The following is a 13,592-nucleotide window of genomic DNA, read 5'->3' on the forward strand; positions in this document are numbered from 1 at the left end:
GTGCAGTGTGACTACTTCGACGCGGGCGTGTGCCGCTCCTGCACCTGGATGGGTCAGGCGTACGACGCGCAGGTCGCGACGAAGCAGGCGCGCTGCGAGGAGCTGCTCGCCCCGTGGCCCGGGATCGCCTGGCTGCCGCCGTTGACCAGCCCGGAGTCGGGCTTCCGGAACAAGGCCAAGATGGTCGTCGGCGGCACCGTCGAGGCGCCCACCCTCGGCATCCTCGACCCGGCCGGTCACGGCATCGACCTGCGCGGCTGCGGGCTGCACGAGCCCGACCTCGCGGCGGCGCTGCCCGTCCTGGCCGAGCTGGTCACCCGCGCCGCGGTCCCGCCGTACGACGTCCCGACGCGGCGCGGGGAGCTCAAGCACCTGATCGTGACCCGCTCGCCCGAGGGCGGGCTGATGGTGCGGTTCGTGCTGCGCTCCACCGAGGCGGTGCCGCGGATCCGCAAGCAGCTGCCCTGGCTCGCCGAGCGGCTGCCGCTGGTGGTCGTGTCGGTGAACCTGCAGCCCGAGCACAAGGCGGTGCTCGAGGGGGAGCGCGAGGAGGTGCTGCTCGGCGACACCCTGCGGATGCGCACCGGCGCCGTCGACCTGCACCTGCGGCCGCAGGGGTTCTTCCAGACCAACACCCACGTCGGTGCCGCGCTCTACCGCCAGGTCGAGGACTGGGCCGACGAGCTCGCGCCGGCCTCGGTCTGGGACCTCTACTGCGGGGTCGGCGGCTTCGCGCTGCACCTCGCGCGGCCGGGCCGATCCGTCCTCGGCGTCGAGGTGAGCGTGGAGGCCGTGGCCAGCGCCCGCACCAGCGCGGCCGGGCTGCCGGACGTCTCGTTCGTGGCGGCCGACGCGACCTCCTGGGCGCTCGCCCAGGAGACCGGGCCCGACCTGGTCGTCGTCAACCCGCCGCGGCGCGGCATCGGCGCCGACCTCGCCGGCTGGCTGGAGGGCTCCGGGGTGCCGCACGTCGTCTACTCCAGCTGCAACGCCGTCACCCTGGTCCGCGACCTGGAGGCGATGCCGTCCTACCGCCCGACGCGGGCGCGGCTGCTCGACATGTTCCCGCAGACCGCGCACTTCGAGGTGGTCACGCTCCTCGAGCGGACGGGGGTCACGTGACCGACCCCGCAGACGAACCCGCCGACCCCGCCGTCCGGCTCGCCGAGGAGCGCGCGACCGTCGTACACCGGCTGGCCGCGCTGCGCGGCGACTTCAGCGGCATGGTCGAGGCGTCCCGCGACTCCAACGCCGACGACGAGCACGACCCGGAGGGGCACACGATCGCCTTCGAGCGCAGCCAGCTCGACACCCTGGTCCGGCAGGCCGAGGAGCGGCTGGCCGAGGTGGACGCTGCGCTGGCCCGGCTCGCCGACGGCAGCTACGGCACCTGCGTGCGCTGCGGTCGCCCGGTCCCGCCGGAGCGGCTGGCGGCCCGCCCCGCCGCGGCGACCTGCGTCGCGTGCGCGGCGTCGGGTCCGCGCCGCTGACCCGCCGGCGGGACGTCATACGACCGGGTCGCGATACCCGCCGAGTCGGATGACGTCCCGGCGTCAGCCTCGGGCGCGGCCCCAGAGCATCAGCCGGACCACCGAGGTGAGCACCCGCCGGGTCATCGCGAGAGCAGCAGGAACAGGACGACGGTGAGGACCGCCGAGACGAGCAGGGACCCGAGGCAGCCCAGGCGGTTGTTGAAGAAGAGGAACATGCCTGGACGGTGCCCCCGGGGGTGACCGCACAGCCCACCCAGGGGGGTGACGGGCAGGTGAGACCGGTCACCGCGCCGGGCTGGGACGTCCGGCTCTGGGTACCCCGCCGCCATGGCCCTCCTGGCACCCGTGCGGCACGGCGTCTCCTCGGTCGGCGGCGTCCTGCTCGCGGCCGCCACCCGCGCGGCCGCCGCCGTCCGCCCCGCGGCGAAGCCGCTGCACCCGAGCGGACGCATCCGCCAGGCCCGGCTGTACCGCCACGGCCTGAACCCGCCGCTCGGCATCGGGTTCCTCGACGCCCCCGGGGTCGACGAGGTCGTGGTCCGCGAATCGCGCGCCGTCGGGCTGCCGCAGGCGCTGCCGGACGTCCAGGGCCTCGCCCTCCGGGTGCCGATCGGCGACGGGGCGTACGGCGACCTGCTGCTCGCCTCGACCGGCTGGGGCAAGGTCAGCCGGTTCGTGCTGACCGTCAGCCGCACGACGTACGGCCGGCCGATGACCACGCTGCTGCCGTACCGCACCACCGCCGGACCTCTCCTGCTCGGCGCCCGCTCGGTCGGCCACGCCACCGTCGAGCTCTCCTGCGCCGTCGGCGACGGCCCGTGGCGGCACTTCGCCGACCTCCGCCTCTCCGAGCTCGACGCCGACCCGTCGGTGCTCGACGAGCGCGGCGACATCTCCTTCGACCCGGTCCTCCACCGGGTCCCCGGGCTCGACCAGTACCGCTGGGTCGAGCGGCTCCGCGAGCCGGCGTACGACGAGGCCCGCGCCGACCGCGGCGAGTCCTGACCGGTCCAGACGTCGACGCCCTCCGGGCCGAACCGCCACGGGGTGGGGTCGCGCGCCGCTAGGTTCGGCGGTTCCGTCCATCGTCACCGGGAGCCACCATGACCGACCTCAACCAGCCCACCACGCCGGGCGCACCGCTCCCGCCCCAGGCGTACGGCGGCCGCGGCCCCGGGCCGCTCGGCCAGGTGCGCGGCACCGGGATCAGCTTCCTGCTGATGGTCGTGACCTTCGGCATCTACGGCTTGGTCTACTACTACCAGACGCACGAGGAGATGAAGCAGCACAGCGGCCAGGGCCTCGGCGGCACCGTCGCCCTGCTGCTGAGCCTCTTCGTCGGCCCCGTCATGGTCTTCCTGCACCCGGCGGAGGTCGGCGCCCTGCGCGAGCGGGCCGGCCTGGAGAAGCGGGTCAGCGGCGTCACCGGCCTGTGGAACCTGCTCCCGTTCGTGGGCACCATCGTGTGGTTCGTGAAGACCAACGGCGCGCTCAACGACTACTGGACCTCGCAGGGCGTCCCCGCCTGATCCCGCCTGATCCCGTTACCGTGTCGGGATGACCCCCCCGTCGTCGTCATGGGCGTCTCGGGCTCCGGGAAGTCCACCGTCGGCGCTGCGCTCGCGCAGCGGCTGCGGGTGCCGTTCGCGGACGCCGACGACCTCCACCCCGAGGCCAACATCGCCAAGATGGCGCGCGGGGAGGCGCTCGACGACCACGACCGCTACCCCTGGCTCGAGCAGGTGGGCCTGTGGCTCGCCGACCACCTCGACGGCGGGGGTGATGAGCTGCTCGGCGCTGCGGCGCACCTACCGCGACCAGCTCCGCTCGCTCGCCGACGGCGTCGAGTTCGTGCTGCTGCACGGGAGCCGCGAGGTCATCGAGCGCCGCCAGGCGAGCCGCCCCGGGCACTTCATGCCGGCCTCGCTGCTCAGCTCGCAGTTCTCGACGCTCGAGCCGCTCGCCCCCGACGAGCACGGCGTCGTCATCGACGTCGACCAGAGCATCGACGCGGTGGTGCAGGCGTACGTCGACCAGCGCGACCGCTGACCCGGCGCCGACCCGGCCGCCGGCCCGGTGCCGCGGCCGCTGGTCTAGATTGCGCCGGTGGACTCCGACCGCAGGGCGCGCGACCGTGACCGCGACGCGGCGATCCGGCTGGTCGAGAGCGCCTGGGCGGACGGGCAGATCATCGAGCTGGACCGCGACAAGCGGGTCGAGGAGCTCCACCGTGCGCAGATGACGCGCGAGATCGCCATCCTGGTCCACGACCTGGCGCCGGCACCGGTGCCGGACCTGCCGGTCGAGGCGTCGACCGGGTCCGTCCCCGACTCCCGCCGGTCGCGGCGCGCGGTGCGGATCCCGAAGCCGCTCCTGCTCGTCGTCGCCGTGGTCATCGTCGTGACCCTGCTGAGCAACGCCGGGACGGGCGACGACGAGGGCGAGAGCCCGACGCCGGTCCCCGCGCAGGAGGCCGTGGACGAGGAGCTGGACCTGTTCACCGCCCGTGGGTACGACGCGCTGGTCGCCGACCTCGAGGCGGAGACCGGTCGCAGCGAGGTGTTCAGCGCCATGCTGCACCCGTCGTACGCCTCGGTGCGGGTGCCGGTCGACGGCACCTCCCGGCAGCAGCAGGGCTACGAGTGGGACGGCGAGCTCGAGCCAGTGGGTGCGAGGGACACCAGCAGCGACCGCCGCGTCGACCTGCGCGAGGTCGACCACGCGCTGATGGCGCGCCTGGTGCGGCGGATGCGGTCGCGCGTCGAGGACCCGACGGCCTGGTACGCCATCCTGCACGCACCGGCCGGGACCGACGGCAGCCTGGTCCAGGCGTACGCGAGCAACGACGTCGGCGAGACGGCGTACGTCGTGGCCGACGAGACCGGGAAGGTCCTCTACGCGGACGCGCTGGACGCCGCCGCGAGCCGGTAGGTGTAGCGGCTCGTCGGCACCAGGTCGAGGTCGCGGTCGGCGCCGATCCGGCCCACGCTCGCCATCAGGGCTCCGAGCCGGCGGTCCAGCTCGGCGCCGTCCCCGCCGCTGCCGTAGAAGGCGTGCATGTCGGTCATCCCCGCGCTGGGGAACAGCTCCTCGACGAGCGCGTCGACCCGCGGCGCGTCGGGGGTGAGCGCCTCGCGCACGATGTTCTGGACGTAACCGAACGTCGCCTGGGTGCGGATCGCGATCGGGGTGTGGTCGACCAGCCAGCGCCGCAGCCACTCGTCGTGGGGGAGCTCGGCGGGACGGCGCAGCACCGCGACATTGGCGAGCGCGTCCGCGCGCTCGCCGTCCCCCGCCTCCGGCGGGTCGAGGCGACGGCGCTCGTCGACGCGCCACCCCGCGCGGCGCTCGCCGACGTCGCGCAGCGCCTCGCTCACCGCGCCGGCGTCGCCGTCGGTCCAGACGCTCACCACGGCCCGGATCGGCTCCCCGGTGGGGATCCGCATCGCCGGCGCCACGTCCTCGTCGTCGAGGTTGAGCTGGAGGCGGCGCGCGCCGGCGTCGGTCAGGCCCGCGTGCAGGGCCGGGTCGCGGAGGGCGGACGCGGCGTCGCCCCACACGGCGTACATCAGCTTGGTGGTCACCGCCCGAGACTAGAACAGGTTCTTGTTCTGTGGGTGGGCGGTCACGCCGCGTCGGCGGGCAGCGGCAGCACGTCGGCGTCGGTGGCCAGGTGCACGACCTCGAGCGCGACGCCGACGGTCCGCGCCGCGGCGTACAGCTCGCGGGCCCAGGCCCGGTCGTCGGCGTCCACGCCGCGCCGGCCGGGACGGGAGCGCAGGAACGCCACCCGTGCCCCCGGCGCGACGTCGTCGACGACCGAGGCGACCCCGGCCACCATGGCGAGCACCTCCTCGGGCGGCGGCAGCAGGTCGACGTCCTCGACCTGGACGATGGCGGGGTGCACCTCGCCGTCGGGTCCGACGGGGAGGAACCAGAGGCTGCTCCCGCCGAAGCCGAGCGGCTCCATCAGGTGGCGCCACATGCGCTCGAGGTCGGCCTGGGTGCTGATCACGGGTCGGTAGGTCATGGCGTCCACCGTGCTGCGCACGAGCGGCCGGCGCGACCGCTCCTCCACAGGTACGGCGACCCGGGGTGCGGCGACCGCCGGCCGTCGTGGAGGGTGGGGGCACCACCCGACCTGGAGGTGCCTGCCGTGCCGGACCCGTCCGAACTGCCGCAGGGGCTCGCCGTGAGCCCGCCCCTCGCCGCGACCGAGCGCGCGGTGGTCGCCTCCTTCGGCCCGCAGGCCGACGTCCGCCGGCTCTGGGCCGGGCAGCCGCACGGCCGCTCGCCGTGGGCGTCGTGCGCCGACGGCTGCTGCCTCGACCTGGCGCTCCGCTCGGAGCCGGCCGAGGCCGTCGCCTGGCTGCGCTTCCTGCTGCGCGAGGTGCTCAGCCCACGGGCGGTCGCCGCGGCGCGTCGTACGGCGGCCGCGGGGCTGCCCGGCGGCCACCGGGTGGACGGCCGCGTCCTGGTGGGGGAGTCGGCGCCGGTGCTGGTCACGGTCGCCGCGAGCCGGGTGCACGAGGTCCGCCTGGACGACGACCACCTCCCGCTCGAGCCGCGGTCCCGCAGCAGGTGCGCCGAGGTGGTCGCGCTCCGCGAGGGCCCTCACACCGAGCGGTAGACCTCCACGGTGCGCTCCGCGACGGCGTCCCAGCTGAACTGCTCGACCGCCCGCCGCCGGCCCGCGCGGCCCCACGCGGCGGCCCGCTCGGGGTCGGCCAGCGTCTCGGTGAGCGCGGCGGCGAAGTCCGCGACGTACCGTTCCGGGTCCAGCGGCGTGCCGGTGCCGTCGGTGGCCTGCTCGATCGGTACCAGCCGTCCGGTTGCCAGGTCATCGGAGGAGTCGACGACCACCTCGGGGATGCCGCCGGTCGCGGTCGCGACGACCGCGGTCTCGCAGGCCATCGCCTCGAGGTTGACGATCCCGAGCGGCTCGTAGATCGACGGGCACGCGAAGACCGTCGCGGCGCTCAGCAGCGCGACCACGTCGGGGCGCGGCAGCATCTCGGCGATCCAGACGACGCCGGTGCGGGTGGCGCGCAGGTCGCCGACGAGCCCCTCGACCTCGGCCATGATCTCGGCGGTGTCGGGTGCGCCGGCGCACAGCACGACCTGCACCTCCGGCGGCAGCAGGGCACAGGCGCGCAGGAACAGCGGCAGCCCCTTCTGCCGGGTGATCCGGCCGACGAAGACCACCGACGGGCGGTCGGGGTCGACGCCGAGCTCGCGCACCCGGTCGGGGTCGGCGCGGCGACCAGTCGTCGGTGTCGATGCCGTTGTGGACGACGTGCACCCGGTCGGGGTCGATCGAGGGGTACGACGCGAGCACGTCGCGGCGCATCGCCGCGGAGACCGCGATCACAGCGGCGGCCGACTCGTACGCCGTCCGCTCGGCCCACCCGGAGACGGCGTACCCGCCGCCGAGCTGCTCGGCCTTCCACGGCCGCAGCGGCTCCAGGGAGTGGGCGGTGACGACGTGCGGGACGCCGTGCAGGAGCGAGGCGAGGTGGCCGGCCATGTTGGCGTACCAGGTGTGGGAGTGCACGACGTCGGCCCCGGCGCAGGCGTCGGCGATGGCGAGGTCGACCCCGAGCGTGCGCAGCGCCGGGTTGGCGCCGGCGAGCTCCGGCGGCTCGGCGTACGACGACGTCCCGGGCTCGTCGCGTGGCGCGCCGAAGGCGTGCACCCGCGCGTCCAGGTCGCCGCGCGCCCGCAGCGCCCGGACCAGCTCGGCGACGTGCACCCCCGCGCCGCCGTACACCTCGGGCGGGTACTCCTTGGTCAGCACGTCGACTCGCACAAGGTGAAACTACCCGTTGGGCACTACCGTGACGCCATGAGCGTTGCCGCCCGCAAGAAGGTCCTGGCCATCGTCCTCGCGGGCGGCGAGGGGAAGCGTCTGATGCCCCTGACCGCCGACCGCGCCAAGCCCGCGGTGCCGTTCGCCGGCATCTACCGGCTCATCGACTTCGCGCTGTCGAACGTCGTGAACTCCGGCTACCTGCGGGTGGTCGTGCTGACCCAGTACAAGTCGCACAGCCTGGACCGGCACGTCACCCAGACCTGGCGGATGTCGACGCTGCTCGGCAACTACGTCGCGCCGGTGCCGGCGCAGCAGCGCGTCGGCAAGCACTGGTACCTCGGCAGCGCCGACGCGATCTACCAGTCGCTGAACCTGATCAAGGACGAGAAGCCCGACATCGTCGTGGTCGTGGGCGCCGACCACGTCTACCGGATGGACTTCGCGCAGATGGTCAGCCAGCACGTCGAGAGCGGCGCCGCGTGCACCGTCGCCGCGATCCGGCAGCCGATCGGGATGGCCGACCAGTTCGGCGTCATCGACGTCCAGCCCGAGGAGCCCAGCCGGATCCGCGAGTTCCTCGAGAAGCCCACCGACCCGATCGGGCTCCCCGACAGTCCCGGCGAGGTGCTCGCCTCGATGGGCAACTACGTCTTCGACGCCGACGCGCTGGTCGAGGCGGTCACCCGCGACTCGACGACCACCGGGTCGATGCACGACATGGGCGGCGACATCGTGCCGGCGTTCGTACGCCGGTCGCAGGCGGGCGTCTACGACTACAAGGACAACGTGGTGCCGGGCGCCACCGACCGCGACCAGGGCTACTGGCGCGACGTCGGGACCCTCTCGTCCTACTACGCCGCGCACATGGACGTCGTCTCGCCGCTGCCGGTCTTCAACCTCTACAACTTCGCCTGGCCGATCTTCACCTCCTACGGGCCGCAGCCGCCCGCCAGATCGTCCAGGGCGCCGACGGCAGCCCCGCCCACGTCGACGAGGCGGTGCTCTCGCCCGGCACCGTGGTCAGCGGCGGGACCGTCGTCCGTTCCGTCCTGTCGCCGTCCTCCGGCGTCGGCGCGGGCGCCCTGGTGGAGGGTTCGGTCCTGCTGGACGGCGTCCGGATCGGCGCCGGCGCGGTCGTCCGCAACGCGATCCTGGACAAGAACGTCGTCGTCCCCCGCGGTGCCCAGGTCGGCGTCGACCACGACGCCGACCGGGCCCGCGGGTTCGTGGTCGAGGACGGGCTCACCGTGCTCGGCAAGGACCAGCACTTTCCGGGGTGACCGGGGGGAAGATTCACCGGTCGACCGGTGAATCGTCCCCTTGACCGACGGAGTTTCATCGGTCAAGCGGAAGGTCTGTCGGTCCAGTCAGCCGATGACGCCCGCAGCCCGGGCGGGACCGGCGTACGCCGCGGCGAGCGACGCGACCGTCTCGTGGGCGTTCAACCCGCTCGGGTTGGGGACGACCCACAGCTCGGCGCCGGCGAACGGCTCCGGCTGGGGTCCGAGGACGGCCTTCGGCAGGCCGAAGGCGGAGCGGTACGCCGTCACGCCGGCCACCGCGACGACGGCCGGGCGCGCGCGGCGTACCGTCGCGACGAGGCGCTCGCCGCCCTCGCGGAACTCGGCCGGGCTGATCTCGGAGGCCTTCGCGGTCGCGCGCGGGACGACGTTGGTGATGCCGATCCCGCGCGAGCGCAGGTAGTCGCGGTCCGCGTCGGTCATCCCCGCCGCCGGGTCGATCGGCCGCTCCAGGATCCCGGCGCGCAGCAGTGCGGGGTAGAAGCGGTTCCCCGGGTGCGCGAAGTGGGTCGAGGTCGCGGCCGTCCACAGTCCCGGGTTGATGCCCACGAAGAGCAGCCGCAGCGGCGGGTCGTCCGGACCGGGCAGCAGGTCGGGCACCTCGGCGTCGCGGAAGGACTCGAGCTCGGCGCGGGTGAAGCTGCGGCGGGGTGCGTCGGCGGGCACCCGAGCAGCCTGCCACCCGGGCGGGAACCAGCCCCGCGGGGGTACCGTCCCAGCACCATGCGCCGTGCTCTCGGGACCGTCCTGCTCCTCGCCGTGCTGGCCGCGTGCGGGACCGAGGGGAACCCGCCGGCCGCCACGGACACCCCGGGCGCCTCGGCCAGCCCGGCCAGCCCGGACACCCCGGCCTGGAGCGAGGTCGCGCTGGTCTCGGAGTCCGCCGGCCGCGGCGAGGTGGCCGCGGTCGCGACGCCGCTGCCGGACGAGGCCGCGGTGCGCGGGTTCGTCGCCCCGTTCGACGACCGGCTGGCCAACGAGGTGGCGGTCGCGGCGCGTGCGGCGGCGGTGCCCGAGGGCCAGGAGCTGTACGGCGCGGTGGTGGCGATCGGCTGCGAGGTCCCCTCCGGGGTGACGGTCGTCCAGGAGGGCGAGGACGTCGTCGTCACCGCCATGAAGGAGAAGCCCAGCCCCGGCGTCCAGTGCCTGGTGCCGGTCACGACGGTCGCCCTGGTGCTCGTCGAGGCCGGAGCGGCGTGAGCAGCCTGACCGCTACCGCGCGATGACCTCGAGCGCGTTGGCGACGTGGCGCGGCGCGCCGTCGGACGGCGTGTTCATCACCCGCCGCTTCCCGTCGGGCCGGCGGGCGACCATCGTCGAGGAGCCGCCGCCGTCGAGGTTCAGCGCCTCGTCGGCGCCGAGGTCGATCATCAGCCGGGCCAGCTCGACCATGGTGTAGCCGCGGCTGTCGGCCTGCCGGCCGTCGATGACGAGGAGCAGGATCTCCCGGGTGTCGCGGCTGATGCCGACCGCCGTGCGCGGGTGCATCTCGCGGTCGTCGACGACGCTCATCAGGCCGTCCTGCACGAGGAACCGGTTGCCCGTGATCGCCATCCGGGGCCGCGCGGGGATTCGCCACCGGACGGCGAGCCGGTCGCCCACGCGCAGCGACGCGAGCCGGCTGGCGCCCCGGTCGCGGCCGATCAGGAGGGTGCCCCGGATCCGCTCGCCGCTGGACAGCTTCCGGCGTACGTCGACGACCCGGTTGCCTCGCACGAGGACCTGGCGGACCTTCCTCGTCTGACCGTCGGTGACCGCGGCGCCCGACGTACGCCCCCAGCGGGGGGTGTAGACGCCGATGCCGTCGGGCGGGACGCTCGGCGAGTTCACGTTGGTGAGCTGCCAGCGCGGGTGCTGCTTGACCCGCGCGACCACCGGCAGCGTGCCGATCTGGGGACGGCCCCCGGGGCCGACGTAGAAGGCGCTGTTCCAGCCCTCGCGCGGCGCGTGCAGGAACCCGCGGCTGCGATCCTTGCCCAGCCCGAGCGGGGCGCCGGTGTCGCCGATGTCGAAGAAGTCGGCGTTGACCGCGGCCACCGCGCGGTCGCTGACCATCGACGAGACGGGCGCGGTCTTCGAGACCTTGCCCGGGCCGGCGTAGTCGAGCCGGACCCCGCGGCGGTCGTACTCCACCGTCAGCAGGTGGCCCCGGACCGGGCCGCGGGCGTCGGTCTGGGTCCAGGAGGAGTACGTGACGCCGGGCGCGACCTCGAAGCTCGACGGCGCGCTGCGGTTCGAGCGGCCGCGGAGGTGCGCCGGGACGTCGGGCGCGATCGGGCCGCGGACGCCGTCGGAGGAGTGCCGGGGGCCGGCGCCGGGGGAGTCCGGGGCCTGCGCGACCGCGGTGCCGGAGCCGGCGAGCGCGCAGACCAGCAGGCCCGAGGTCAGGGCGAGGCGTCGGCGGGTCATTCGTAGCAGGCTAGGCGCTCACCGTCGGACGACCGGGAGGTGCACCTGGGTGTCGTCGATGGTGATCAGCCCGGGTACCCGGCTGCCCATGCCGACGAAGGTGTCGCTGATGGGCGTGGCGAGCAGGTACAGCGACTGCCCCGCCGGCACCTGCACCCCGACCGACGGCAGCGCCACCCGGCGCGCGACGCCCTGCACCGTGGTGGGCTCGCGCAGCGGGAGCACGTTGTTCTGCACCAGGCGCGCGTCCAGGGGGCTGGTGCCGACGGCGAGGCCGTAGAAGGCGCGGCTGTCGAGGCCGAGCGCGGTCACCTTGCCGGTGAGGTACGGCGAGCCGGCGACCGTCAGCGGTCCCTTCGCGATCTCGGTGGCGACCGGTGCGCCCGCGACCGTGGGCGTGGCGACCGTGCCGACGTGGTACGCGCGGTTCGGCGCGACGGACCGGGTGGTCACGCAGCCACCCGTGGGGGTGGCGAGGTGGACGCGGCCGTACCCCTTGAGCGTGCGCTTGCGGCCCCGCAGCTGCTCGTCGAAGAACCGGATCGAGAGCCTCTGGAAGTCGCCGCCGCCGAGCTTGCGGCTGCACGGGTCGGAGGTGACGTCGACGCCGGCGGGCAGCACGGCGGGCAGCACGTGGCCGCCGTTGTAGCCGACGAAGATGCTGTGCCGGCGCGCCTTCCTGGTGAGTGCCGTGCGCCAGGTGGCCAGGCCCTGCTGGAGGTTGAACAGGGTGTCGGTGGTGCCCTGGCCGAGCAGCACCGGGATGTCGAGGCGGCGACCCTGCTGGACGTGCCACTTCGGGCCGTTCCTGCGGAAGAAGGTGGTGAGGTCCTGGGTGCCGGGGATCGACCCGTCGGGCCACTGGCCGGTGGCGACGCCCTCGACGAGCGCCTGGTAGACGCTGGGCGGCAGCGCGTCGCTCGGCAGCGCGCCGGCGCCCAGCACGGCGGCCCACTCGGTGCGGACGACGCCCTCCGGCGCGAGGCTCTCGCTCAGGTCGTGCCAGGTGATCTCCGGTGCCAGCGCGTCGAAGACCGACTTGCCGCGGGTGCGCAGCTGCTCGAAGGCGCCGACGAACTGGTACCCGCCGCCGTAGCTCCCGCCGACCGCGCCAAGCCGCGGGTCGCGCCGGCCGTCCTTCTGCACCCACCGCAGTGTCGCGATCCGGCGGACCAGGCGGCGTACGTCGCGGCCCTCGTAGGCGGGGTTCTCGACGTACGCCTTGCCGCCGGACTCGCCGAACCCGCGCTGGTCGAACGACAGCACGCCGTACCCGGCGTCGAGGTAGCCCCGGACCTGGTCGATCCCGGCGGCCGTCGCGCGCGAGCCGCCCCAGCCGTGGCTGTGCATGAGCATCGGCACCCGGTGCCGGCGGTGCGCGCGGGCCGGCTTGAACAGGGTGTAGCAGATCTTCACCTTGGCGCGGGTGCCCGGCTCGGGCACGCTCCGGACGCAGCCGTCGGTGATCTTCACCGAGCGCGCGGGGGCGGCGGCCTGTGCGGCGGGCTGTGCGGCGGTCGCCGTCGGGGAGGTCACGGCGGGTACGGCGAGGCCGGCGACCGCGAGCGCGGCGGCGAGGGCGAGGACGGGGCTCTTCACACCGGCTCAACGCCCCGGACGCGTCCGGGTCACGTCACCCGCAGTCGACGGCGCCGAGCCGGGCGAGTCCCTCGAGGTCGCCGGGGCCGAGCTCGGTCTGGCCGACGCTGTCGCGGTACATCAGCTCGCCGCGGTCGTCGACGTGGTCGAGGCCCATGACGTGGCCGAGCTCGTGGGTGAGGATCGCCCGCATGACGTCCCCGCCGCCGGGGTCGTCCTCGAGGTCGCCGTACAGGCCGGCGTCGAGCGCGATCGAGCCGGTGACGTAGGTCCGCTGCCGGCCGCGCTCGAGGTACGTGCTCCCGCCGAGGCCCGCGACGTCCCCGGACAGCCGCGGCACCTCGTCGGGGCCGGCCCATCCGATGAGGACCGGCGCGGGACGGCCGAGCCCGTCGACGCGGCTGTCGAAGTCGCGGTCCTCGGAGGTGCCCTGGTCCTCGAACTCGAACCCGGACGCCTCTTCGATGACCCGCACCGAGTCGGCGACCAGGTCCTCCCAGTCGTCGGGCGCGCCGTCGGGGTTCACGACGTACCGGATCGGGCGGCAGGGGTTCCAGCTCACCGGCTCGTCGCCAGCGGGCTGGGTGGCGGCGAACGCGTACTCGCCCTCGCCGTCGGGGATCCCCACCAGCTCCCCGAGCCGGCCGTCGAGCCCGACGAGCTCGCGCAGCCGGCGCCCCGAGTCCGACGGGTCGAGCATGAAGACCCCGACGATGACCAGCAGCGCGATGATCAGGCCGGGCAGCGCGGGCCCGCGCTCCTTGCGGGGTCGCCGTCCGGTGGACCCGGTGCTCGGGATCGGGCCGATCGGCCGGTGGGTGGGGCTCGCGCCGAGGCCGTGCTCGGCGTCGAGCCGGTCGAGCTCGCGCAGTCGGCGCTCCATCTCGCGACGCCACCGCCGCTGCGCGCGGCGATCGGCGAAGCTCACGGCTCCATTGTCCACAGGCGTGGGAGAGAGGGGTGCGCGGCGGGGGCGGA

General features: G+C 74.6%; 14 protein-coding genes and 3 pseudogenes. 10 read left to right on the forward strand and 7 right to left on the reverse strand.

The features are described 5' to 3' along the window. From rlmC to H4O22_RS04625, 7 genes and pseudogenes are all read left to right on the forward strand, one after another. A complete protein-coding gene (gene rlmC, locus H4O22_RS04600; RefSeq protein ID WP_182525883.1) occupies nucleotides 1-1,122 on the forward strand; it encodes a 23S rRNA (uracil(747)-C(5))-methyltransferase RlmC in 1,122 nt (373 codons plus the stop codon). Continuing rightward, nucleotides 1,119-1,490: a TraR/DksA family transcriptional regulator gene (locus H4O22_RS04605; protein WP_244963101.1), complete on the forward strand. Its 372-nt coding sequence runs from the start codon at nucleotides 1,119-1,121 to the stop codon at nucleotides 1,488-1,490. Before rlmC ends, H4O22_RS04605 begins: the two co-directional genes overlap by 4 nt. Nucleotides 1,491-1,820: 330 nt before the next feature. Then, nucleotides 1,821-2,498 carry a hypothetical protein gene (locus tag H4O22_RS04610; RefSeq protein WP_182525884.1) on the forward strand — a complete coding sequence of 226 codons (678 nt, stop codon included), beginning with the start codon at nucleotides 1,821-1,823 and terminating at the stop codon, nucleotides 2,496-2,498. A gap of 98 nt (nucleotides 2,499-2,596) precedes the next feature. Continuing rightward, on the forward strand, nucleotides 2,597-3,022 hold the full coding sequence (locus H4O22_RS04615) for a DUF4234 domain-containing protein (RefSeq protein ID WP_182525885.1): 426 nt from the start codon (nucleotides 2,597-2,599) through the stop codon (nucleotides 3,020-3,022). 48 nt (nucleotides 3,023-3,070) lie between these two features. Beyond that, nucleotides 3,071-3,130 (forward strand): annotated as a pseudogene (locus H4O22_RS20825) (gluconokinase); the annotation flags it as partial. A gap of 145 nt (nucleotides 3,131-3,275) precedes the next feature. Then, the gene (locus H4O22_RS20830) at nucleotides 3,276-3,542 is read left to right on the forward strand and encodes a gluconokinase (RefSeq protein WP_342356066.1); all 267 of its coding nucleotides are present in this window, start codon (nucleotides 3,276-3,278) and stop codon (nucleotides 3,540-3,542) included. A gap of 57 nt (nucleotides 3,543-3,599) precedes the next feature. Beyond that, nucleotides 3,600-4,424, forward strand: coding sequence for a hypothetical protein (locus H4O22_RS04625; protein WP_182525886.1), 825 nt, complete (start codon nucleotides 3,600-3,602; stop codon nucleotides 4,422-4,424). Here H4O22_RS04625 and H4O22_RS04630 read toward each other — a convergent pair. Next, the gene (locus H4O22_RS04630; RefSeq protein ID WP_244963102.1) at nucleotides 4,388-5,077 is read right to left on the reverse strand and encodes an EthD domain-containing protein; all 690 of its coding nucleotides are present in this window, start codon (nucleotides 5,075-5,077) and stop codon (nucleotides 4,388-4,390) included. The genes H4O22_RS04625 and H4O22_RS04630 overlap by 37 nt on opposite strands. Nucleotides 5,078-5,118: 41 nt before the next feature. After that, nucleotides 5,119-5,523, reverse strand: a complete 405-nt coding sequence (locus tag H4O22_RS04635; protein WP_182525887.1) for a hypothetical protein — start codon at nucleotides 5,521-5,523, stop codon at nucleotides 5,119-5,121. 162 nt (nucleotides 5,524-5,685) lie between these two features. On the opposite strand from H4O22_RS04635, the gene H4O22_RS04640 reads away from it, so the two are divergent. Continuing rightward, nucleotides 5,686-6,123: a hypothetical protein gene (locus tag H4O22_RS04640; protein ID WP_182525888.1), complete on the forward strand. Its 438-nt coding sequence runs from the start codon at nucleotides 5,686-5,688 to the stop codon at nucleotides 6,121-6,123. Here the strand turns inward: H4O22_RS04640 and glgA are convergent. Then, nucleotides 6,108-7,302: pseudogene (gene glgA, locus H4O22_RS04645) on the reverse strand (glycogen synthase). The gene H4O22_RS04640 and the pseudogene glgA sit on opposite strands and share 16 nt — an antisense overlap. Before the next feature lie 36 nt (nucleotides 7,303-7,338). On the opposite strand from glgA, the pseudogene H4O22_RS04650 reads away from it, so the two are divergent. After that, nucleotides 7,339-8,585, forward strand: a pseudogene (locus H4O22_RS04650) (glucose-1-phosphate adenylyltransferase). Between the two features lie 87 nt (nucleotides 8,586-8,672). On the opposite strand, the gene H4O22_RS04655 reads toward H4O22_RS04650, so the two are convergent. After that, nucleotides 8,673-9,272 carry a mismatch-specific DNA-glycosylase gene (locus H4O22_RS04655; RefSeq protein WP_182525889.1) on the reverse strand — a complete coding sequence of 200 codons (600 nt, stop codon included), beginning with the start codon at nucleotides 9,270-9,272 and terminating at the stop codon, nucleotides 8,673-8,675. A 57-nt stretch (nucleotides 9,273-9,329) separates the two neighbouring features. Here H4O22_RS04655 and H4O22_RS04660 point away from each other — a divergent pair, with 57 nt between their 5' ends. Continuing rightward, nucleotides 9,330-9,806: a hypothetical protein gene (locus tag H4O22_RS04660; RefSeq protein WP_182525890.1), complete on the forward strand. Its 477-nt coding sequence runs from the start codon at nucleotides 9,330-9,332 to the stop codon at nucleotides 9,804-9,806. A gap of 12 nt (nucleotides 9,807-9,818) precedes the next feature. On the opposite strand, the gene H4O22_RS04665 is transcribed toward H4O22_RS04660, so the two are convergent. From H4O22_RS04665 to H4O22_RS04675, 3 genes are read right to left on the reverse strand one after another with little or no spacing between them, the layout of a single operon-like run. Next, a complete protein-coding gene (locus H4O22_RS04665; protein ID WP_182525891.1) occupies nucleotides 9,819-11,015 on the reverse strand; it encodes a phosphodiester glycosidase family protein in 1,197 nt (398 codons plus the stop codon). Between the two features lie 18 nt (nucleotides 11,016-11,033). Continuing rightward, the gene (locus H4O22_RS04670; RefSeq protein ID WP_182525892.1) at nucleotides 11,034-12,614 is read right to left on the reverse strand and encodes an alpha/beta hydrolase; all 1,581 of its coding nucleotides are present in this window, start codon (nucleotides 12,612-12,614) and stop codon (nucleotides 11,034-11,036) included. A gap of 34 nt (nucleotides 12,615-12,648) precedes the next feature. Continuing rightward, nucleotides 12,649-13,542: a matrixin family metalloprotease gene (locus H4O22_RS04675; protein ID WP_182525893.1), complete on the reverse strand. Its 894-nt coding sequence runs from the start codon at nucleotides 13,540-13,542 to the stop codon at nucleotides 12,649-12,651. Nucleotides 13,543-13,592 lie beyond the last annotated feature (50 nt).

The organism is Nocardioides dongkuii, assembly GCF_014127485.1.
Lineage (GTDB): Bacteria > Actinomycetota > Actinomycetes > Propionibacteriales > Nocardioidaceae > Nocardioides > Nocardioides dongkuii.